Annotated in this window: 20 protein-coding genes and 1 tRNA gene; 14 read left to right on the top strand and 7 right to left on the bottom strand. The window is 72.2% G+C overall.

Features of this window, described 5'->3' with window-relative positions:
- The first annotated feature begins 8 nt into the window (after window positions 1-8).
- Window positions 9-79, top strand: a tRNA-Gly gene (locus CCN29_RS06330).
- A 78-nt stretch (window positions 80-157) separates the two neighbouring features.
- On the opposite strand, the gene CCN29_RS06325 is transcribed toward CCN29_RS06330, so the two are convergent.
- Window positions 158-352 (bottom strand): hypothetical protein, encoded by a 195-nt coding sequence (locus tag CCN29_RS06325; protein WP_006133597.1) that lies wholly within the window; start codon window positions 350-352, stop codon window positions 158-160.
- Window positions 353-998: 646 nt separating this feature from the next.
- Between CCN29_RS06325 and CCN29_RS06320 the strand changes: the two genes are divergently transcribed.
- Complete coding sequence (locus CCN29_RS06320; RefSeq protein ID WP_442538248.1) at window positions 999-2,186, top strand: acyltransferase family protein; 1,188 nt, start codon at window positions 999-1,001, stop codon at window positions 2,184-2,186.
- Here CCN29_RS06320 and CCN29_RS06315 read toward each other — a convergent pair.
- Entirely contained in the window at window positions 2,183-2,626 is a 444-nt protein-coding gene (locus tag CCN29_RS06315; RefSeq protein WP_006133601.1) for an HD domain-containing protein, read from the bottom strand. The two genes, CCN29_RS06320 and CCN29_RS06315, sit on opposite strands and share 4 nt — an antisense overlap.
- 41 nt (window positions 2,627-2,667) lie before the next feature.
- A complete protein-coding gene (locus tag CCN29_RS06310; RefSeq protein WP_031064574.1) occupies window positions 2,668-3,846 on the bottom strand; it encodes a PP2C family protein-serine/threonine phosphatase in 1,179 nt (392 codons plus the stop codon).
- Window positions 3,847-4,010: 164 nt separating this feature from the next.
- Between CCN29_RS06310 and CCN29_RS06305 the strand changes: the two genes are divergently transcribed.
- Window positions 4,011-5,261, top strand: a complete 1,251-nt coding sequence (locus CCN29_RS06305) for a GNAT family N-acetyltransferase (RefSeq protein ID WP_086680472.1) — start codon at window positions 4,011-4,013, stop codon at window positions 5,259-5,261.
- A 342-nt stretch (window positions 5,262-5,603) separates the two neighbouring features.
- On the opposite strand, the gene CCN29_RS06300 is transcribed toward CCN29_RS06305, so the two are convergent.
- Together CCN29_RS06300 and CCN29_RS06295 are read right to left on the bottom strand one after the other, a co-directional pair.
- Window positions 5,604-6,425 (bottom strand): Fpg/Nei family DNA glycosylase, encoded by an 822-nt coding sequence (locus tag CCN29_RS06300; RefSeq protein ID WP_086680470.1) that lies wholly within the window; start codon window positions 6,423-6,425, stop codon window positions 5,604-5,606.
- Window positions 6,426-6,462: 37 nt separating this feature from the next.
- Window positions 6,463-6,948, bottom strand: coding sequence for a ribose-5-phosphate isomerase (locus CCN29_RS06295; RefSeq protein WP_006133608.1), 486 nt, complete (start codon window positions 6,946-6,948; stop codon window positions 6,463-6,465).
- Between the two features lie 204 nt (window positions 6,949-7,152).
- Between CCN29_RS06295 and CCN29_RS06290 the strand changes: the two genes are divergently transcribed.
- Entirely contained in the window at window positions 7,153-8,619 is a 1,467-nt protein-coding gene (locus CCN29_RS06290; RefSeq protein WP_006133614.1) for an amino acid permease, read from the top strand.
- 91 nt (window positions 8,620-8,710) lie between these two features.
- On the opposite strand, the gene CCN29_RS06285 is transcribed toward CCN29_RS06290, so the two are convergent.
- Entirely contained in the window at window positions 8,711-9,295 is a 585-nt protein-coding gene (locus CCN29_RS06285) for a biotin transporter BioY (protein WP_006133616.1), read from the bottom strand.
- Window positions 9,296-9,596: 301 nt separating this feature from the next.
- Between CCN29_RS06285 and CCN29_RS35615 the strand changes: the two genes are divergently transcribed.
- The 9 genes from CCN29_RS35615 (at window position 9,597) to CCN29_RS06245 (ending at window position 18,124) form a co-directional block, all read left to right on the top strand.
- Window positions 9,597-9,680, top strand: coding sequence for a putative leader peptide (locus CCN29_RS35615; protein ID WP_350328531.1), 84 nt, complete (start codon window positions 9,597-9,599; stop codon window positions 9,678-9,680).
- A gap of 81 nt (window positions 9,681-9,761) precedes the next feature.
- On the top strand, window positions 9,762-10,970 hold the full coding sequence (locus CCN29_RS06280) for an ROK family protein (protein ID WP_086680467.1): 1,209 nt from the start codon (window positions 9,762-9,764) through the stop codon (window positions 10,968-10,970).
- Window positions 10,971-11,193: 223 nt separating this feature from the next.
- Window positions 11,194-12,258 carry an ABC transporter substrate-binding protein gene (locus CCN29_RS06275; RefSeq protein WP_086680466.1) on the top strand — a complete coding sequence of 355 codons (1,065 nt, stop codon included), beginning with the start codon at window positions 11,194-11,196 and terminating at the stop codon, window positions 12,256-12,258.
- The gene (locus CCN29_RS06270) at window positions 12,255-13,133 is read left to right on the top strand and encodes an ABC transporter permease (protein ID WP_086680464.1); all 879 of its coding nucleotides are present in this window, start codon (window positions 12,255-12,257) and stop codon (window positions 13,131-13,133) included. The genes CCN29_RS06275 and CCN29_RS06270 overlap by 4 nt, the downstream gene beginning before the upstream one ends.
- Window positions 13,109-13,852, top strand: coding sequence for an ABC transporter ATP-binding protein (locus CCN29_RS06265; protein ID WP_006133622.1), 744 nt, complete (start codon window positions 13,109-13,111; stop codon window positions 13,850-13,852). The genes CCN29_RS06270 and CCN29_RS06265 overlap by 25 nt, the downstream gene beginning before the upstream one ends.
- 72 nt (window positions 13,853-13,924) lie before the next feature.
- A complete protein-coding gene (locus CCN29_RS06260) occupies window positions 13,925-15,265 on the top strand; it encodes an LLM class flavin-dependent oxidoreductase (RefSeq protein WP_031017610.1) in 1,341 nt (446 codons plus the stop codon).
- 44 nt (window positions 15,266-15,309) lie between these two features.
- Window positions 15,310-16,206 (top strand): TauD/TfdA dioxygenase family protein, encoded by an 897-nt coding sequence (locus tag CCN29_RS06255; RefSeq protein WP_086680462.1) that lies wholly within the window; start codon window positions 15,310-15,312, stop codon window positions 16,204-16,206.
- Between the two features lie 123 nt (window positions 16,207-16,329).
- A complete protein-coding gene (locus CCN29_RS06250) occupies window positions 16,330-17,718 on the top strand; it encodes an amino acid permease (RefSeq protein WP_086680460.1) in 1,389 nt (462 codons plus the stop codon).
- A gap of 163 nt (window positions 17,719-17,881) precedes the next feature.
- Window positions 17,882-18,124, top strand: a complete 243-nt coding sequence (locus tag CCN29_RS06245; protein WP_006133626.1) for a hypothetical protein — start codon at window positions 17,882-17,884, stop codon at window positions 18,122-18,124.
- A gap of 6 nt (window positions 18,125-18,130) precedes the next feature.
- On the opposite strand, the gene CCN29_RS06240 is transcribed toward CCN29_RS06245, so the two are convergent.
- Complete coding sequence (locus tag CCN29_RS06240) at window positions 18,131-18,778, bottom strand: mycothiol-dependent nitroreductase Rv2466c family protein (RefSeq protein WP_031017605.1); 648 nt, start codon at window positions 18,776-18,778, stop codon at window positions 18,131-18,133.
- A 136-nt stretch (window positions 18,779-18,914) separates the two neighbouring features.
- Between CCN29_RS06240 and pepN the strand changes: the two genes are divergently transcribed.
- Complete coding sequence (gene pepN, locus CCN29_RS06235; protein ID WP_086680458.1) at window positions 18,915-21,491, top strand: aminopeptidase N; 2,577 nt, start codon at window positions 18,915-18,917, stop codon at window positions 21,489-21,491.
- Window positions 21,492-21,564 lie beyond the last annotated feature (73 nt).

The raw sequence follows: 21,564 nt of genomic DNA, 5'->3' as shown, positions 1-21,564 counted from the left end.
CGCACCGTGCGGGCGTAGCTCAATGGTAGAGCCCCAGTCTTCCAAACTGGCTACGCGGGTTCGATTCCCGTCGCCCGCTCTGAACGGCTGAGGGCCGGCCCGGAGATCTCCGGGCCGGCCCTCAGCCGTGTCGGTGGGGGCTCCGCCGTGGGCGGGGTCAGAAGCTGATCGAGTTGATCATCTCCGCTATCGAGTCCAGGAAGCGCTGGATGTCGTCGGCCATGCCCGTCGAGGCGAGGAAGAAGCCGAAGAGGACGGCGACGATCGCCGGCCCGGCCTTGATGGAGCCACCTCTCAGCAGCACCACCAGGATGATCGCCAACAGCAGCACCACTGACAGTGAAATGGCCACAACTGATCACACCCTTGGTCGGTTCGGCTTCGCCGGCCCGGGCGACGCATCCCCGCGCACCCCGCCAGAACCATCGTGCCACCAACACGCCCGCCCTAACCGGCGGCTGACACATCGTCCGTCCCGGTTCCGCGCCGGCGCCTCCGCCGTACCGGCCGTGGAGTTCCAACGCCTGTTTGTCGTACGGCATTTCGAGTAAACACCCGCGCGGGTAATCGGGGGGCTTTCCGAGGACTTATGCGTGACTTACGCGAGACGTGCGGACGCCCTCTTCTCCGCACCCTCACAACGTGTTCGCAGGGCATTCGAATTTGCCGGTGTTCCGACCCGCGGAACGGACATGTCACCGGAGTCGCCGACCGCTCTCATGACCGGATTGATCCGGAATTTCCCTGACAAGAAGGGCGCATGTGGGGGGCAACACGGAATCCCTTCACATGTGTTGCCCCTCACGCCCACGGCATGCGCGTATTACCGATTCCGGGTACTCGAACGCACGCATCACGCGATAACCAGGAATGACGTCGGGCGTTTTACGGATTCCCGAGGACAACGCTAGGGTGCCTGAGATGTTCCACGCTGCCTCGTCCCCCGCAAGCGCAGCGAGCTCCCCGATCGCCTCCCCGTTCCACCGCCGGGAGGGCCAGTGACGAACTCGCAGCGACCGTACGGCAACAGCAGGACGCCGCTCCCTCCGGTGCAGACGCCGGCGAACGGAGTGCCGGCCCCGCGCTCCCCGGAGGGCTCCCGGCCCGCGCCGGGAGGCAGACAGCGCGACGCCTTCTTCGACAACGCCAAGTACCTGGCGATCGTGCTGGTGGCCGTCGGCCACGCCTGGGGGCAGCTGCTGGACGAGGGCGCGGTCGAGACCGCCTACCGCGTCGTCTACACCTTCCACATGCCGGCGTTCATCCTCATCTCCGGCTACTTCTCCCGCGGCTTCGACCTGCGCCCCCGGCACGTGCAGCGGCTGGTCACCGGGGTCGTCGTCCCCTACGTGGTCTTCGAGACGGCGTACTCCCTCTTCCAGCGCTACGGCAACGACGAGCCGGAGCACGGCATCACGCTGCTGGACCCCACCTACCACCTGTGGTTCCTCTGCGCGCTGTTCGTGTGGCGGATCACCACGCCGCTGTGGAAGGCGGTCAGGCACCCGCTCGCGGTGTCGCTGGTGCTCGCCGCGCTCGGCTCGGTGTCCCCGCAGATCGGCGACGACCTGGAGCTCCAGCGGGTGCTTCAGTTCCTCCCCTTCTTCGTCATGGGCCTGACCCTGCGGCCCGAGCACTTCCGGATGGTCAAGCGCCGCTCGGTGCGCGTGGCGTCCGTGCCGGTGTTCGTCGCGGCGGCGGTCACGGCCTGGGCGACGATGCCGTACATGCGGCTCGGCTGGCTATACCACAGCGACTCCGCGCAGGAGTTGGGCACGGCCTGGTGGACCGGCCCGCTCGTGGTGTGGGCCACGCTCGGCTGCTCGCTGGTGATGACCGTCTGCTTCCTCGCCTGGGTGCCGCGCCGCCGCATGTGGTTCACCTCTCTCGGCGCGGGCACCATCTACGGCTATCTGCTGCACGCCTTCCTGGTGCGCGCGGGCAACTACACCGACTTCTACGACCTGCCCGCGCTGCACGAGCCGCTCGGCGTGCTCGGCCTGACCGTGTTCGCGGCCGCCGCCGTGACGGTGCTGTGCACCCGGCCGGTGCAGCGGGCGCTGCGCTGTGTGGTGGAGCCGCGCATGGACTGGGCGTTCCGGCGGGACGCGGGCGAGGCGGCCCGGGTCCGTGAGCAGCACCGGCCCGCCGGGGTGCGGGCGCCCGGCGAGAAGGTCTCGGTCTAGCTTCCCGCGTCCAGGCCCAGCAGGGCGCGCATGCGCGCGTACTTGGCGGTCAGCCGGGTGCGGGTGGCGTCGTCGAGGACGGCGAGGCGGGCCGGGTCGGCGTTGTGCGCCAGGTCCGCCTCCTTCACCAGCAGCGCGCCCGGGGTGGCCAGGACGCGGGCCGCGTAGTCCTCGGGCGGCTCGCCGGGCCGCTTGGTCACGGCGAGCACGATGTCCTTGGTGCGCCGGGTGAGCGCCGCCTCCTCCAGCCAGGCGTGGCTGAGCCGGTCGTCCTCCACGGCGTCGTGCAGCCAGGCCGCCGCGATCTGCTCGTCGTCGCCGCCGCGCAGCCGTACGCCGTCGGCGACCGCGCGCAGGTGCTCGGCATAGGGGCGGCCGGCCTTGTCGGTCTGGCCGGCGTGCGCGGCGCGGGCGGTGGCCTCGACCTCGGCCAGGTCCATGAGCGGTGTCGGGTTCACGCGTCCAGTGTGCCCGGCGCCGGTCAGCGGGCCGCGGCCGCGGTGGGGCCCTCGCGGCAGATCAGCAGCAGCGCCCGGTCGTCGTTGACGTCCTTGGCGACGGCCTCGATGAGGTGCCAGGCGGCGCCGTGGAAGCCGCCGGCGACATAGCGGTCGGCCTCGCCGGTGAGCCGGTCGATGCCCTCCACCATGTCCCGGTCGGAGGTCTCCACCAGGCCGTCCGTGAACAGCATCAGCACGTCGCCGGGGCGCAGCGAGCCCTTCACCGGGTCGAACTGGGCGCCGTCGTACACGCCCAGCAGGGGGCCGTCGGCGGCCTTCTCCTCCCAGCGGCCGCTGCCCGCGCTGAGCTGGAGGCCCGGCGGGTGCCCGGCGGAGTAGAGCTCGTAGTCGCCGGAGTCCAGGTCGAGGACCAGGTGGATGGAGGTGGCGAAGCCCTCGTCCCAGTCCTGGCGGAGGAGGTAGCCGTTGGCGGCCGGGAGGAAGTCGTGCGGGGGGAGGCTGCCGAGGAGGCCGCCGAAGGCGCCGGACAGCAGCAGGGCGCGGGAGCCGGCGTCCATGCCCTTGCCGGAGACGTCGGTGAGGACGACCTCCAGGGTGCGTCCGCCGTTGGTGCGGGCCGCGACCACGAAGTCGCCGGAGAAGGACTGGCCGCCCGCCGGGCGCAGCGCCATCTCCCGGTGCCAGCCCGTCGGCAGCTTGGGCAGCTTGCTCTGCACGCGGATGCGTTCGCGCAGGTCGAACAGCATGGTGCCGCCGCGCCGCCAGGGCACGCCGACCCGGCTGCGGAACTGGGCGACGAGCAGTCCGAAGAAGCCGCAGGCCGCGACGACCAGGACCACGCCGGGGGTGACCCGGGCCACGCCCTCGGTGTACGGGCCGAGTTGCACGGCCTCCACGATCAGCGCGGTGGCCGCCGCCGCGTACAGCCCGAGCAGGCTGGCCGGGCGCAGCAGCAGGCCGCCGGCGACGATCGGGATGCACAGCGCGGAGGGCGAGCACCACACGGAGTTGGCGAGGGTGCCGGCGGCGATCAGCGGGACGGTGAGGAGCAGACCGGCGAGCGCGATCCAGTCCGAGCCGTCACCGCGGAAGTAGTCGACGGCGGCCCGGCGCACGCCGACGCGGGCCCGGTGCCACTGCTTCTTCAACCGGGCCGTGAACGTCTCGGCCGCCGCGCGCCGCTCTCGTCCTGCTGCCATCAGTTCGGGACCCTATCCATCCAACCGGCCGCTTGGCACGGGAGGTCCAGCTTGTCCCCCCTGACGGGGGCCGGACTCACAGTGAACTTCACGCGGGGGCGTCCCGGGTCCCGGCAACGGAAATTGCCTCGCACCGATTCCCGGGAGCCTGGTAGGAGTGGGCCATGGTCGACGATCACACGGGCCACGCGCCCGAGCTGCGCAGTCTGCTGCCGGACGAGTGGGACAGCGCGTACGGGACCCTGCTGCGGGCCTTCGGCGGGCCGCCGGAGGCCGAGGAGGAGCGTCAACTGTGGCGTGATCTCACGGAGTTCGGCCGTTTCCTGGCCGCCTGGGACGGTGACCGGTGCGTGGCGTCGGCGGGCGCCTTCTCCTTCCGGCTGACCGTGCCCGGCGGGGCGTCGGTGCCGGCCGCGGGCGTGACGATGGTGAGCGTGGCCGCCACGCACCGGCGGCGCGGACTGCTGACGGCGATGATGCGCCGGCAGCTGGACGACATACGGTCCTGGGGCGAGCCGCTGGCGGTGCTGACGGCGTCGGAGCCTGCGATCTACGGCCGGTTCGGCTACGGAGCGGCCACCTTCCAGCTGGACGCGGAGATCGACACCGTGCGCGCCGGTCTGACGGTTCCGGACGGTACGGACGGCGTACGCCTGCGGTACGCGGACCCGGCCGAGGCGCTGGACGCGTGCGAGGCGGTCTACGCCCGGCTGGTGCCGGGGCGTCCCGGGATGCTCGCGCGCCGGCCCGGCTGGGAGCGGCTCGGGCTGCTCGACCCGGAGAGCACGCGGGGCGGGGCGTCGCCGCTCCAGTGCGTGGTCGCCGAGCGGGACGGCGCGACGGTGGGGTACGCGCGGTTCCGGGTGAAGCCGTCCTGGGGTCCGGGCGGGCCGGAGGGCGAGGTGGCGCTGAGCGCCCTGGAGGCGCTGGACCCGGCGGCGGGGGCGGCGCTGTGGCGGTTCCTGTTCGACCTGGACCTGACGTCGTCACTGCGGGTGCGGGGGCGCCCGGTGGACGACGCCTGGCAGTACCTGGTGAAGGACGTCCGGCGCTGCCGTCCGGCGCTGCGGGACGCGCTGTACGTGCGGCCGGTGGAGGTGGGCGCGGCGCTCGCGGCGCGGACGTACCGGACGCCGGTGGACGTGGTGCTGGAGGTGGAGGACGCCTTCTGCCCGTGGAACGCGGGCCGCCGGCGGCTGAGCGGCGACGCCAAGGGGGCGACCTGCGAACCCACCCGCGACCCCGCGGACCTCGCCCTGTCGGCCCGGGAACTGGGCGCCGCCTACCTGGGCGGGGTGAGCCTGACCGCACTGGCGGCGGCCGGCCGGGTACGCGAACTGCGCCCCGGTGCGCTGGCCGAGGCGTCGACGGCGTTCACCAACGACCCGGCCCCGTGGCTGCCCCACGGCTTCTGACCGGCGGCGGACAGCCGGACGAAGTCCGGGGCCACGGTTCCGGCGCGTGCGCCGGGGCCAGGGCCCGGGGTCAGCGGCCTGATGGCGTCGGCCGAGGCCGCGGGTTCCAACACTTCGGCGGAGGCATGGGCCTGGACCCGTGAGCCGGATCGGAAGCCCCGGCACGCCGGCCAGGTCTCGGTGGCCTGGACGCGTGAGCCGGGGACGGAGGCCCGGCATGTCAGCCGGGGTCAGGGGACCGAGCACGCCCGCCAGGGTCGGGAGGCCTGCCCGGACCCGTGAGCCGGGTCGGGGCCCTGGGCGCGTCGGTCAGGGGCAAAGGCCCCGGCACGTCGGCCGAGGTCAGGCCCGTTGGCAGGTCGGGCACCAGAAGAGGTTGCGGGCGGCGAGGGGGGCCGTGCGGATGTCGGTGCCGCAGATGTGGCAGGGGCGGTTCGCGCGGCGGTAGACGTAGACCTCGCCGCCGTGGTCGTCGACGCGGGGCGGGCGGCCCATGGCCTCGGGGGTGTGTTCGGGGCGGACGGTGTCGATGCGGTTGGCGCGGACGCCCTCGCGCATCAGGGCCACCAGGTCGTCCCAGACGGCGTCCCACTCGGCGCGGGTGAGGTCCTTGCCGGCGCGGTAGGGGTCGATGCCGTGCCGGAAGAGCGCCTCGGCGCGGTAGACGTTGCCCACGCCGGCGACGACCTTCTGGTCCATGAGGAGCGCGGCGACCGTCGTACGGCTGCGGCTGATCCTGCGGTACGCGCGCTCGGGGTCGGCGTCGGGCCGCAGCGGGTCGGGGCCGAGCCGGTCGTGCACCGCCCGCTTCTCGGGCTCCGTGATCAGCGCGCAGGTGGTGGGGCCGCGCAGGTCGACGTACGCGGTGGCACCGGCCAGGCGCAGCCGCACCGTGTCGGTGGGCGGCGGCGCCGGGGCGGGACCGAAGGTGACCTTGCCGAACAGGCCGAGGTGGATGTGCACCCACTCCGGGTGCCCGGGGTCGCCGAAGCCCAGGAAGAGGTGCTTGCCGTGGGCGTCGGTGGTGTGCAGCGGGGTGCCGTCGAGGAGGGCCGCGGCGTCGCTGAACTTGCCCTGGGGGCTGGTGACCCGCAGGGCGGGATCCGCCCGGAAGGCCTGGGCGTAGTCCTCGGCCAGCCGGTGGATGGTGTGTCCCTCGGGCACGGTCCCCCTCGCTCGCTTCGCTGCCTGCTGCCGGTCCTTACTGCTGCGGGTGGTGCGCCGGGATCGGCGGGAGGTCGCCGGTGGTCTCGTAGGAGGAGAGCATGTCGATCCGGCGGATGTGCCGCTCGTCACCCGAGAACGGGGTGTTGAGGAAGATCTCGACGAACTTCGTCGCCTCGTCCTGGCTGTGCATGCGCGCACCGACGGCCACCACGTTGGCGTCGTTGTGCTCGCGGCCGAGCGCGGCGGTCTGCTCGCTCCACGCCAGGGCGGCCCGTACGCCCTTGACCTTGTTGGCGGCGATCTGCTCGCCGTTGCCGGAGCCGCCGATCACGATGCCGAGGGAGCCGGGGTCCGCGGCGGTCCGCTCCGCGGCGCGGAGGCAGAACGGCGGGTAGTCGTCCTGGGCGTCGTAGAGGTGCGGGCCGCAGTCGACGGGTTCGTGCCCCGCCTCCTTGAGCCACTCGACGAGGTGGTTCTTCAGTTCGTAGCCCGCATGGTCGGAGCCGAGATACACGCGCATGCGTCGAGTGTGACACGGGCCGCACGGGGAAGCGGCGCGGGGTGGGCCGTACGAAAAGTGTGAGCCAACCCACAGGACCTGAGGCAAAGCTCGGGTAACGATTGGAAACCAAAGGTTCCTGAGAAAGTTCGCCTCCGTTTCACTGGTTCAGCTCGTGCACCGCTCGTACGAGTTCCGCTCAACCGGCACAAAGGAAGACCCCACATGACGTCGCAGCCGACCCTCACCGAGGCCCCCCACGGCCCCGAGGGCCCCGGACGCCCGCCCACGGGCTCCGGGCTCCAGGCCGGTCTCAAGAACCGGCACCTGTCGATGATCGCCATCGGCGGTGTCATCGGCGCCGGACTCTTCGTCGGTTCCAGCACCGGCATCGCCACCGCCGGCCCCGGCATCCTCCTGTCGTACGCGCTCGTCGGCACGCTCGTGGTGCTGGTGATGCGGATGCTCGGTGAGATGTCCGCGGCGAACCCGACCTCCGGCTCCTTCTCCGCGCACGCCGACCGCGCCCTCGGCCCCTGGGCCGGGTTCACCATCGGCTGGCTGTACTGGTTCTTCTGGGTCGTCGTGCTCGCCGTGGAGGCGACCGCAGGCGCCGCGATCCTCGAAGGATGGATACCCGCCGTGCCCCAGTGGGGCTGGGCGCTCATCGTGATGGTGGTGCTGACCGCGACCAACCTGGTGTCGGTCGGCTCCTACGGCGAGTTCGAGTTCTGGTTCGCCGGCATCAAGGTCGTCGCCATCGCCGCGTTCATCGTCGTCGGCGGGCTGGCCGTGTTCGGCCTGCTGCCCGGCGCCGACAGCGACCAGGCGGGCCTGTCGAACCTGACCGGTCACGGCGGCTTCCTGCCCAACGGCGCGGGCGCCATCCTCACCGGCATCCTGCTGGTGGTGTTCTCCTTCATGGGCAGCGAGATCGCCACCCTGGCGGCCGGCGAGTCGGAGGACCCGCAGCGCGCCGTCACCAAGGCGACCAACAGCATCATCTGGCGGATCGGCGTCTTCTACCTCGGCTCGATCCTCGTCGTGGTCTGCCTGCTGCCCTGGGACAGCAAGTCCATCGCCGAGGACGGCTCGTACGTCGCCGCGCTGGACTCGCTCGGCATCGCCCACGCCGGCCAGATCATGAACTTCATCGTGCTGACGTCCGTGCTGTCCTGTCTGAACTCCGGGCTCTACACGGCCTCCCGGATGGCGTTCTCGCTCGGTGAGCGCGGGGACGCGCCGAAGGCGTTCGCCCGGACCACCCACCGGGGCGTGCCGCGGACCGCGATCCTCGTCTCGGTCGTGTTCGGCTTCGTCGCCGTCTTCTTCAACTACAAGTTCCCCGACTCCGTCTTCCTGTTCCTGGTCAACTCCTCCGGCGCGGTCGCGCTGCTGGTGTGGCTGGTGATCTGCTTCTCGCAGCTGCGGATGCGGAAGATCATCCAGGCGGAGGCGCCGGAGAAGCTGATCGTCCGGATGTGGCTGTACCCGTACCTGACCTGGCTGAGCATCGGCTTCATCGTCTTCGTGCTGGTCTACATGCTCACCGACACCGAGCACGACGGCCGGTCCACGGTGCTGCTGACGATGCTGGTCGCGGCCGTGGTGCTGGCGATCTCCCTGGTCCGGCACCGGCTGGCCGGCCGGCGGGCCGCCGCCCCGGAGCAGGACGAGGTGAAGGCGGGCTGACCCGCCTCCCTCAGAAGCAACAGGCACGACAGAAGGGCTCGGCGGGTGCTGTGAGAGCGCCCGCCGAGCCCTTCGGCGTGTGAGGAAGGCGTCAGCGCCTGTCGACGAGCTTCCAGGCCGTGGGCAGCAGACCCATCGCGAGCGCCGCCTTGAGCGCGTCGCCGATGAGGAACGGGGTCAGCCCGGCGGCGATCGCGGCGGAGGCGGACATGCCGGTCGCCAGCGCCAGGTACGGCACGCCGACGGCGTAGATGATCGCCGAGCCCAGCAGCATGGTGCCCGCCGTCCGCCAGGCGGAGCGGTCGGCGCCGCGGCGGGCGAGCGCGCCCACGACGACGGACGCCAGCAGCATGCCGAGGATGTAGCCGAAGGACGGCATGCCCATGCCGGACTTGCCCTCCGCGAACCACGGCACGCCCGCCATGCCCACCAGCGCGTACACGGCGAGGGAGGCGAAGCCGCGGCGCGCGCCGAGGGTGGTGCCGACGAGCAGCGCCGCGAAGGTCTGGCCGGTCACCGGCACCGGGGAGCCGGGGACGGGCACCGCGATCTGGGCGGCGAGACCGGTGAGCGCGGCACCGCCGAGCACGAGGGCCGCGTCCCGGACGCGGGAGGCGGGGACGAGGTCGGCGAGGACCTGTCCGGGCCGGGCGGTGGTGACGGTGGCGGTGCTCATGAGGACTCCCGGAGTGAGGGCAAGGGGGAACACGGCGACGCTATACCGGCGTCCCCGCCCCGATCACCAGCAGCGCTCGACAAAGGCTCGAACAGGGAGTTGGTGGGCTCCGGACAAAGGAACGGCGTCACACCTCGCGCGAGGTGACACGGGTCACTGAGGTGACGTGGTGATGCCGACACGGAGCGGCGGTACGCGGCTGTAGGGACCCGCCAACAGGGGGCGGCGGTGTGCGCGGGTGCCGTCTCGCCCGTCGGTCACGGTCTGGGCAGCGGGCGAGGCCGTTTGCTAGCTTCGGGCCATGGTCGCCCAGTCCCGGAACTTCACCTCGCGTCGCCACGTCGATCTGCGACGCGTGGGCGCGGCTGCCTGTCGCCTCCTCTGACGAGGCGGACGGAACGGATCCGGCGCGCCTCGACTCCCGTACGACGGCGCAGTGTCGGACCCGTTCCCGAGGAAGTTCCCCATGCTTCGTACCGTGGCACCCCCGCCCCACTCCCCCGCCCGCCCGGCGCGTGCCGCCGACCCCGACCGGCGGCGCACCAGCGCCCGCACCGTGCTGCGGTGCGTGCTGGAGCACGGTCCGGTGGCGCGCAGCACCATCGCGCGGCTCACCGGTCTGTCGCCGGCCTCCGTCACCGACCACTGCGCCCGCCTGACCCAACTCGGCCTGCTGCGGGAGGCTTCGGCGCCCCGCCGCTCGGGCGGTGTGGGACGGCCGCACCTGCCCCTCAACGTCGACCGGTCGCGGCTGGTGGTCGGCGGGGTGCATGTGGCGGTGCCGCACACCACGGTGGCGCTGCTCGATCTGCGTGGCCGGGTGGTGGCCGAACGGCGGCTGCCGCACCCGGACACCGAGCCGGCGCGGGTGCTGGAGCGGGCCGCCGGCGGTCTCGCGGAGCTGCTGGGGCGGGTGCCGGAGCGGCGGCCGCTCGGCGTCGGCTTCGCGGCCGGCGGCTGGGTGGACCGCGCGGCCGGCACGGTCGTCGACCATCCGCTGCTGGGCTGGCGGGACGTCCCGGCGCGTACGGTGCTGCGCGCCCGTACCGGGCTGCCGGTCCATGTGGACGGGCACGCACGGGCGTTGGCGGACGCGGAGCGGCTGTTCGGGCGGGGGGCGCGGGGCGGCCGGAGCGCGCTGCACCTGTTCGCCGGGAACATCGTCGACGCGGCCTTCGCCACCCATGACGAGGTGCACCACGGGCCCAGGTCCCAGGCGGGCGCGATCGCCCATCTGCCGCTGGCGGGCGGCGCGGAGCCGTGCGCGTGCGGCCGGACCGGCTGCCTCCAGGCCGAGTTGAGCGAGCGCACCCTGTGCCGGCGGGCCCGTGAGGCCGGCGTGTGCGACGGGCACGATCCGCTGCACGTGGTCGACGCGGCGGCGGCCGGGCATCCGGTGGCGGCGCGGCTGCTGCGGGAGCGGGCCCGCATGGCGGGGCGCGCGGTGAGGCTGCTGACGGACGTCCTCAACCCGGAGAGCGTGATCGTCACCGAGATCGGCGTCATCCACCGGACGGACTGTCTCGCGGCGTTGCGCGGCGAGCTGGATCCGGCGCGGGCGGCCACGGTGACACCGACGAGTTTCCCGGAATCCGTACTGGCCGTCGCGGGTGGAGCGGTCGCTCTCGACGTGCTCTACCGGGACCCGCTGAGCGTGTCACCAGAGCGTATTTAATTCAGAAACTCGGAATATTGACAGCCCTCCTCAGGGACAAGGAACATGCTGGTCATGAGCTGTCGCACCCTCTGTTGCTGACACATTGACGCGCGGTCGTCCGCGACGTCCCTCCTCTCTCGCGTGCTTTTCCCTCCGGGCATTTCCGGCCCGGTAATTCCGCCTGCCTTTCCGTCCCCGCGCACTCCCCTGTGCGCATTTCCCCTTCCCCGGGAGTTCCCTCATGCCCGCACCACCGGCGCCCGGCCTCGACCGGCGTCTCTTCCTCACCTCCCTGCTCGGCGTCACCGCCGCCGTGGCCGGCCTGAGCGGCTGCGCGGAGGCCGGGGCCGCGGCCGACGAGGCCGCGCTGAAGGCCCCGCTGGCCACGAAGGTCCCGCCGGGGACCCGCCTGAAGATCTCCTCGTTCGAGGGGTTCCAGGAGATCCAGCTGAAGCTGGCCGGCCTCGACGACCTGCCCTTCGAGGTGGCCGACTGGCTGAACATCGGAGCCGGCCCGGACGTCATCAACGCCTTCCGCGCGGGGTCCCTGGATCTCGCCAACAACGCGGGAATTCCGCCCATCCAGGCCTTCTACCAGGGCTTCGACGCGCGGATCGTCGCCATCAACGTCACCCGCAGGCCCAACTACCTGTTCGCCACGAAGCCCGGCAGCGACATCCGCACGGTCGCCGACTTCAAGGGACGGCGGCTGGCGTTCTCCCAGGGGCAGGCGCAGGGCGTGGTGCTGCTGCGCGCCCTCAAGGAAGCCGGCCTCGACCACGACGACGCCGAACTGGTGCCGCTCACCAGCAACCAGTTCTTCACCGCCCTGCAGTCCGGGCAGGTGGACATCGCCCCGCTCGGCATCAGCCAGGCCCCCGCCTATCTCGAGCAGTACGGGGCGAAGGGCGCCCGCACCATCCCCACCGACGTGGTGGACCTGCTCAACCTGCTGTGGGCGCCGGCCGAGGTGCTCGCCGACCGGGCGAAGGCCGCCGCGGTCGCCGCGTACATCCCGTACTGGGCCCGGGGCGCGGTGTGGCAGTACGAGCACCCGGACGTGTGGAACAGGGAGTACTACGTCAAGCGGCAGAACCTCACGCCCGCCCAGGCCGAGTCCATCACCGCCCTCGCCAACAAGCCCTGCTTCCCGCCGCGTTGGGACGAGGCGATCGCGTGGGAGCAGGAGACCGCCGATCTGCTCGCGGAGGGCGGCTACGTGAAGGAGTTCGACGTCGACGCCCTCTTCGACCGGCGCTTCGAACCGCTCGCCGCGCGGGCCGTCCCCGCGGAGTACCGGAGGTGACCGCCGTGACCACGACCCCGACGGGGACCACGACAGAGACCACGACCGCGACCCCGACCGCGCCGCCCGCCGTCGAGGAGGAGCATCAGGTACGGCGACGACGACGGCTGTCCCCGGGCAAACGGCTCCCCGCCGGCCGGATCGCCGGCCCCCTGCTCGTGCTGGCGCTGTGGGCCGCCGCCTCCGCCGCCGGACAGCTCGACCCCGGCGCGATCCCCGCGCCCTGGACCGTGGTGGAGACCGGGATCCGGCTGTGGACCGAGGGCACCCTGCCGAACGACGTCCTCACCTCGCTGGGACGCGCCGGGGCCGGGTTCGCGATCGGCCTGACCGCGGGCATCGTGCTCGCGCTGGCCTCCGGGCTGAGCCGGATCGGCGAGGCGCTGATCGACGGCAGCGTGCAGCTCAACCGCGCGGTGCCCACGCTGGGCCTCATCCCGCTGTTCATCCTCTGGCTGGGCATCGGCGAGACCTTCAAGATCGCGATCATCGCCATCGTCGTCTACGTCCCGATCTACCTGAACACCCATGCCGCGCTGTCGGGCATCGACCACCGCTTCGTGGAACTGGCGGAGGTGCAGGGCCTGTCCCGGTCCGCCTTCGTCCGGCAGGTCGTCGTGCCGGGCGCGCTGCCCGGCTTCTTCGTCGGGCTGCGGCTCGGCGTCACCGGGTCCTGGCTGGGCCTGGTCGTCCTCGAGCAGATCAACGCCACCAGCGGACTCGGCTACATGATGTTCCAGGCGCAGAACTACGGCCGGACGGACGTCATCCTCGTCGGTCTCGTCGTGTACGGCCTCTTCGGCCTGGTCTCCGACACCGCCGTCCGCGCGATCGAACGGAGGGTGCTGTCATGGCGCCGCACACTCAGCAGCTGACCCGGCCGGCCGTACGGCTGCGCGGCCTGACCCGGTCCTTCGAGGGGCGCACGGTCCTCGACGGCCTCGACCTGGACCTGCCCGCCGGCCAGTTCACCGCGCTGCTCGGGCACAGCGGCTCCGGCAAGAGCACCCTGCTGCGCGCGATCGCGGGCATCGACCACGGGGTGGCGGGCAGCGGCACCCTGACCGCACCCGAACGGGTGTCGGTGGTCTTCCAGGACTCCCGGCTGCTGCCCTGGCGCCGCGTCCTGCCCAACGTGCTGCTGGGCCTGGACGGCAAGGACGCCGAGGAACGCGGCCGGGCCGCGCTCGCCGAGGTCGGCCTCGCCGGCCGGGAACGCGCCTGGCCGAGCGAGCTGTCGGGCGGCGAGGCACAGCGGGCCGCCCTGGCCCGGTCCCTGGTACGGGAGCCGGAACTGCTGCTCGCGGACGAGCCGTTCGGGGCGCTGGACGCGTTGACGCGTATCAAGATGCACGGGCTGCTGCGGCAGTTGTGGGAGCGGCACCGGCCGTCGGTGCTGCTGGTCACCCACGACGTGGACGAGGCGATCGTCCTCGCGGACCGGGTGCTGGTGCTGTCGCGGGGGCGGATCGAGGTGGACCTGGCGGTCGAGCGGGAGGGGGGTTCCCACGGGGAGTACCGGGCGCGGTTGCTTCACGCGCTCGGCGTGACCGACGCGGGGGCTGCCGCCCCCGGGCCCCCGCTCCGGCCCTGACGGGCCTCGTCCTCAGACGCCGGACGGGCTGAACAGCCGCATCCCCTTATCAAGTCAAGCCAAGGAACCCGCATGCCCAGACAGCTCCACCTCAACGCCTTCCTCATGAACACCGGTCACCACGAGGCCTCCTGGCGGCTGCCCGAGAGTGACCCCTACGCCCATGTCGACCTGGACCACTACGTACGGCTGGCCCGGATCGCCGAACGGGGCGCCTTCGACTCGCTGTTCCTCGCCGACGGGCCCCAGTTGTGGAACACCGTCGCCCAGCGTCCCGCCGGGGCACTGGAGCCGCTCACCCTGCTCACCGCCCTGGCGACCGCGACCGAGCACATCGGGCTGATCGCCACGGCGTCCACGTCGTACAACTCGCCCTACAACCTGGCCCGGAAGTTCGCCTCGCTGGACATCGTCAGCAAGGGGCGGGCCGGCTGGAACATCGTCACCACCGCCGGCGCCGAGGCGGCCCGCAACTTCGGTCTGGACGCCGAGCCCGCGCACGCCGAGCGGTACGCGCGGGCCGCCGAGTTCCTGGACGTCGCGCGGCTGCTGTGGGACAGCTGGGAGGACGACACCGTCGTCGCCGACAAGGCGGCCGGGGTGTGGGGCGACGACGGCAAGATCCATCCGCCGCGCCACCGGGGCACGTACTTCCGGGTGGAGGGCGCGCTCAACGTACCGCGCACACCGCAGGGGTATCCGCTGCTGGTGCAGGCCGGGTCGTCGGAGGACGGCAAGCGGTTCGCGGCGCGGTACGCGGAGGCCGTGTTCACCGCCCAGCAGACCCTGGCCGACGCGCGGTCCTTCTACGCCGACCTCAAGGCCCGTACGGCCGCGGCCGGGCGCGACCCGGACCATGTGAAGGTGCTGCCGGGCATCGTGCCCGTGGTCGGCTCCACCGAGGCCGAGGCGCGGCGGCTGGAGCAGGTGCTGGACGAGCACATCGTGCCCGAGCACGGGCTGCGCCGGCTGGAGGAGCTGCTGCGCCTCGACCCGGGCACGCTCGCCCTGGACGCCGAGCTGCCCGGCGAACTGCCGTCGGAGGACGAGATCGAGGGCGCCAAGAGCCGCTACACGCTGATCGTGGAGCTGGCCCGGCGCGAGCGGCTCACCGTGCGGCGGCTCATCGCGCGGCTGGGCGGCGGGCGCGGGCACCTGACCTTCGCCGGCACGCCCGAGCAGGTCGCCGACACCATCGGCCGGTGGTTCGCCGAGGGCGCCGCCGACGGCTTCAACATCATGCCCGCCGTGCTGCCGTCCGGCCTGGAGACCTTCGTCGACCAGGTCGTGCCCCTGCTGCGCGCCCGCGGCCTGTTCCGCGCCGAGTACGGCCCCCGGCAGACCCTGCGCGAGCGCTACGGCCTGCCCCGCCCCGCCAACCAGCACGTCACCGGCGTACCCGCCCTCGTCTGACCCTTCCCGACCCGACCCGGCACGACCCCGAAAGGACACCCCTCATGGCCGACCTCGAGATCACCAAGGTCACCGCGAACATCGGCGCCCGCGTCTCCGGCGTCGACATCTCACAGCCGCTGGACGACGCGACCGTCGCCGCGCTGCGGGAGGCGCTGAACACCCACAAGACCCTTCTCTTCGACGACGTGAACCTCGACGACGCGGGTCAGCAGGCGTTCGCCCGGCACTTCGGCGACATCACCGGCGCCCATCCGACGGTGCCCGCCGTGGACGGCGCCCCCAACGTGCTGCCGGTCGACAGCGAGGGCGGCCGCGCCGCCAACAACTGGCACACGGACGTCACCTTCGTCCTCAACCCGCCGCAGGCCAGCACGCTGCGCAGCATCACGATCCCGCCCTACGGCGGCGAGACCCTGATCGCGAACGCGGCCGCCGCCTACCGGGACCTGCCCGAGCCGCTGCGGAGGCTCACCGACACCCTGTGGGCCGAGCACACCAACGACTACGACTACGCCGTCCCGGAGGAGGCGATCGACGAGACGGAGGCGGCCCGGCGCGCCCGGTTCACCTCCATCAAGTACCGCACCGTCCACCCCGTGGTGCGCGTCCACCCGCTGACCGGCGAGCGCGGGCTGTTCATCGGCGGGTTCGCGCAGCGGATCGTGGGACTGTCGAAGGGCGAGTCCCGCAAGGTCCTCGATCTGCTCCAGGCGTACGTGACCCGGCCGGAGAACCTGGTGCGCTGGCGCTGGTCGCCCAACCAGCTGGTGCTGTTCGACAACCGCATCACCCAGCACTACGCCGTCGACAACTACGACGGCCTGCCGCGCCGGCTGCACCGGGTCACGGTCGCCGGTGACATCCCGGTCGGCGTCGACGGCAAGGAGTCCTACGCGATCGAGGGGGACGCCTCGCACTACACGACGGTCGCCGCGTAAACGGACTACCACACTCCGTATGGGGTGTGTCCACATGCTGGGCGCCCTCCTCGCCCGTCCGGGGAGGACGCCCAGACTGGGCGGCGTTTTGTCTTCTCCCCCCACATTGGACGAGCCGCGCCCATGCCCTCCACCACTCCGGTCGAGACGCCCACGGACACCGACGGCGTCTCCCTCTCGCACGGTCTCAAGCAGCGCCACCTGTCGATGATCGCCCTGGGCGGGGTGATCGGCGCCGGTCTGTTCGTCGGCTCCGGCGCGGGCATCGCCGCCGCGGGCCCCTCCATCGTGATCGCCTACGCCCTCTCCGGCCTGCTGGTCATGCTGGTGATGCGGATGCTGGGCGAGATGTCGGCCGCGTATCCCTCCTCCGGGTCCTTCTCCTCGCACGCCGAGCGGGCCATCGGCCCGTGGGCCGGGTTCACCGCGGGCTGGGCGTTCTGGGTGCTGCTGTGCACCGCGGTCGGCCTGGAGGGCATCGGCGCCGCGCAGATCGTCCACGGGTGGCTGCCGGGCACGCCCGAGTGGGCGTGGGTGGCGCTGTTCATGGTGGTGTTCTGCGGGACCAACCTCGCCGCGGTGAAGAACTTCGGCGAGTTCGAGTTCTGGTTCGCCGCGCTGAAGGTCGGCGCGATCTCCCTGTTCCTGGTGCTCGGCGTGCTGGCGCTGGCCGGTGTGCTGCCCGGCACCGACTCGCCGGGCGGCTCGAACCTCACCGAGCTGCTGCCCAACGGCGGCGAGGGGCTGGTCATCGGCCTGCTCGCCTCGGTGTTCGCGTACGGCGGCCTGGAGACGGTGACCATCGCGGCGGCGGAGTCGCGGGACCCGGTCCGCGGCGTGGCCCGCGCGGTGCGCACCGCGATGTGGCGGATCGCCCTCTTCTACGTCGGCTCGATGGCGGTCGTCGTCGCGCTCGTCCCGTGGGACTCCCCGCAGGTGGTGGAGGACGGCCCCTACGTCGCCGCCCTGGACCGGCTGGGCATCCCGGGCGCCGGCCAGCTGATGAACGTCGTCGTGCTGGTGGCGCTGCTGTCGGCGATGAACGCCAACATCTACGGCGCCTCCCGCATCGGCTACTCGCTGGTGGAGCGCGGCCAGGGCCCGGCGTGGCTGGGCCGGGTGTCGGGCGGGGTGCCGCGCGTCGCCGTGCTGGTGTCGTCCGTGTTCGGCTTCCTGTGCGTGCTGCTCAGCTACTGGCGGCCGGACGACGTCTTCGCCTGGCTGCTGAACATGATCGGCGCGGTGATCCTGGTCGTCTGGATCTTCATCGCCGTCTCCCAGCTGCGGCTGCGCCGCCGCCTGGAGCGCGAGACGCCGGAGCGGCTGGCCGTCCGGATGTGGGCGTTCCCCTGGCTGACCTGGGTGGCCCTGGCCGGCATGGTCACGGTCTTCGTCCTCATGGCGAGGGAACCGGACACGCGGGTGCAGCTGTACTCCACGGGCGCGATGACGCTGGCGCTGGCGGCGGTCGGCTACGCCTGGCAGCGCACCCGCGCCCGCGCCGGCCGCTGAGCCGGCCGCACCTGCACCGACGGCCCCCCGCGTCAGCACGCGGGGGGCCGTCGCGCGTGTGCGGGGCGCACCGTTCACCCGGCAGGCGGAAAAGAGGGAAGCCCCGCGGGGTCAGGACTCGCGGGGGCTTCCGGTGTGCGTCATTCCGGGTCATCGTTGCGCAATGGCGACACAGCGGACGAAGAAGGACTACTGCTGGACCTGTGGCAGCGACCAGCAGCACCGACAGCTGACCAGGAAGGAGGAGGACTGGCTCAAGGAACGGCTCGGTCGCAGCGGGGTCGGGGAGTTCTGGCTCTGCGTGAACGTCCTGGACCCCGACACCGGCAAGCAGTGCCGCAACCTGCGCACGGGCTTCAACAAGAAGCCGTTCGCCGAGCCGATCAAGGCGCCGGTGCTGGACTGACGTCCGTCACAGGTTGCTGAAGTCCGGGCCCTTCGTGCGGGTGCGCTTGATCTCGTAGAAGCCCGGGACGGAGGCCACCGCGAGGGTGCCGTCCCAGAGGCGGACGGCCTCCTCGCCCTGCGGGGCGGGGGTGACGACCGGGCCGAAGAAGGCGATCTCCTCGCCGTCGGGGCCGGGGACCGCGATCACCGGGGTGCCGACCTCCTGGCCCACCTTGTCGATGCCCTCCTTGTGGGAGGCGCGCAGCTGCGGCTCGTACGGGGTGGCGTCCCAGTGCTCCATGAGGGAGTCGGGCAGCCCGACGTCCTTCAGCGCCGCCGCGACCGTCTCCTTGCCCGGGCCCTCGCCCTTGTTGTGGATGCGGGTGCCGAGCGCGGTGTAGAGGTCGCCGAGCACCTCGGGCCCGTGCTCCTCCCGCGCCGCGATGACCACGCGGACCGGGCCCCAGGCCTTCACCTCGAGCATCTCGCGGTACTCCGCGGGCAGCTCGTCCAGCTTGTCCTCGTTGAGGACGGCGAGGCTCATCAGGTGCCAGCGCACGTCCAGATCCCGCTGCTTCTGCACCTCCAGCACCCACCGGGAGGTCATCCAGGCCCAGGGGCACAGCGGGTCGAACCAGAAGTCGACGGGCGTGGCGGGAGACTTGTCCGACATGTCGCTCCTCGTGAAGGCAGTGTTCCACCGGGGCAACGCCGGAAGCGGTCCCGGCCATTCCCGGCTGACCCGCGTCAGGGGCGCATGGCAGGATCGGTGCTGTCCATCCCTGTCGACGACGCTGAGGAGTCCGCCCGTGCCCGGTGAGAACCTGACCCGTGACGAGGCCCGGGAGCGGGCAGCGCTGCTGTCCGTCGACGGGTACGAGGTGTCCCTGGACCTGCGGTCCGCGACCGGTGAGCACGACGGCGACGGCCCGCGCACCTTCCGGTCGGTCACCACCGTGCGGTTCCGCTGCGCCGAGCCCGGGGCGAGCAGCTTCGCGGACCTGATCGCGCCGAGCGTGACGGCGGTGTCCCTGAACGGCCGGGACCTCGACCCGGGCCAGGTCTTCGACGGCAGCCGCATCCTCCTGGAGGACCTGGCCGCCGAGAACGAGCTCGTGGTGGACGCACAGTGCGCGTACTCCCGCACCGGCGAGGGCATGCACCGCTTCGTCGACCCCGAGGACGGCGAGGTGTACCTCTACACCCAGTACGAGCCGGCCGACTCGCGCCGTGTCTTCGCCAACTTCGAGCAGCCCGACCTCAAGGCGCCTTACCGCTTCGAGGTGCGGGCGCCCGAGGGGTGGACGGTGTGGAGCAACGGCGTGGGCGAACTGGCCGACGGCGTCTGGCGGTTCGCGGAGACCAAGCCGATCTCGACCTACATCACGTGTGTCGTCGCGGGTCCCTACCACTACGTGACCGACTCCTACGAGCGGACGTTCGAGGACGGCACCCGGCTGGAGATCCCGCTCGGCGCGATGTGCCGCAAGGGCCTCGCCCCGCACTTCGACGCCGACGACGTCTTCCTGGTCACCAAGCAGGGCCTGGACTTCTTCCACGACCACTTCGACCACCCGTACCCGTTCGGGAAGTACGACCAGGCGTTCGTGCCCGAGTACAACCTGGGCGCGATGGAGAACCCGGGGATGGTGACCTTCCGCGAGGAGTTCATCTTCCGGGGCAAGGTCACGCGGGCGTCGTACGAGGGCCGCGCCAACGTCGTCCTGCACGAGATGGCGCACATGTGGTTCGGCGACCTGGTCACCATGGAGTGGTGGGACGACCTGTGGCTGAAGGAGTCCTTCGCGGACTTCATGGGCGCGTTCGCGCTGGTCGGCGCGACCCGCTTCACCGACGGCTGGATCACCTTCGCCAACCGCCGCAAGGCGTGGGCGTACCGCGCGGACCAGCTGCCCTCCACGCACCCGATCACCGCGGACATCCGCGACCTCCAGGACGCCAAGCTCAACTTCGACGGCATCACCTACGCCAAGGGCGCCTCGGTGCTCAAGCAGCTGGTGGCGTACGTCGGCCAGGACGCGTTCCTGGAGGGCGCCCGGCGCTACTTCAAGCGGCACGCGTACGGCAACACGCGCCTCGGCGACCTGCTGTCGGTCCTGGAGGAGACCAGCGGGCGGGACATGGCCGCGTGGTCCCGGGCGTGGCTGGAGACGGCCGGGGTCAACTCCCTCACCCCGCAGGTGCTGCTGCGCGAGGACGGCACGGTGGACGAGCTGGCCGTGGTGCAGGAGGCCGCCGAGTCGCACCCCGAACTGCGCCCGCACCGGGTCGCGGTGGGCCTGTACCGGCGTGACGCGTCCGGCGCCCTGAAGCGGTACGCGCAGGCCGAGACGGACGTCGAGGGGCCGCGTACGGTCGTGGCGGAGCTGGCGGGCGCGGACGCGCCGGAGCTGGTGCTGGTCAACGACGAGGACCTGACGTACTGCAAGACGCGCTTCGACGACACCTCGCTGGCCACGCTCCGGGCGGCCCTGGGCGACCTCACCGACCCGCTGGCCCGCGCGCTGTGCTGGTCCGCGCTGTGGAACATGACGCGCGACGCGCTGCTGCCCGCCCGGGACTTCATCGACCTGGTGCTGCGGTTCGCGGGCCGGGAGACCGACATCGGAGTGCTCCAGATGCTGCACGCGTGGGCGGAGTCGGCGGCCGTGCACTACACCGCCCCCGAGCGGCGCAAGGAGGCCGGGGTGCGGCTCGCCGAGGGCGCGGCGGAGCAGCTGCGGGCGGCCGGCGAGGGCAGCGAGCAGCAGCTGGCATGGGCGCGCTTCTTCGCCCGGGTCGCGTGCGCCCCGGGCGACTTCGCGCTGCTGGGCTCGCTGCTGGACGGCACGGAGACGCTGCCCGGTCTGGAGGTGGACCAGGAGCTGCGCTGGGCGTTCCTGGAGCCGCTGGCCGCGCACGGTGCGGCGGACGAGAAGCGGCTGGACGAGGAGCTGGCGCGGGACGACACCGCGTCCGGCCGGCGTCACCACGTCCGCTGTCTGGCGGCCCGCCCCTCGGCGGCGGTCAAGGCGCAGTGCTGGGCGCAGGTCGTGGAGTCGGACGCGCTGTCCAACGCGCTGGTGGAGGCGACGATCGCGGGCTTCGCCCAGGCGTCCCAGCGGGAGTTGCTCGCGCCGTACGCGGAGAAGTACTTCGCGGCGATCGAGCGGGTGTGGACGGAGCGGTCGATCCAGATCGGGATGGACGTGGTGCGCGGGCTGTTCCCGTCGTACGAGGACTCCCAGGGGACCCTGGACGCGACCGACGCGTGGCTTGCCTCGCATGAGGGGGCGGCGCCTGCGTTGCGGCGGCTGGTGCTCGAGGCGCGCGATGATCTCGCTCGCGCGTTGCGGGGGCAGGCGTGTGACGCCGCGGCGGACTGAATCGGGAGCGTGGCTGTCCTGACCCGGCCGGGGCTCTGCCCCGGACCCCGCTCCTCGAACGCCGGAGGGGCTG

The sequence above is a fragment of the Streptomyces pseudogriseolus genome, from assembly GCA_002154585.1.
Classification (GTDB): domain Bacteria; phylum Actinomycetota; class Actinomycetes; order Streptomycetales; family Streptomycetaceae; genus Streptomyces; species Streptomyces pseudogriseolus.
The sequence above is the reverse complement of the archived record's forward strand: the minus strand, read 5'-3'. Positions and strand labels throughout refer to the sequence as shown.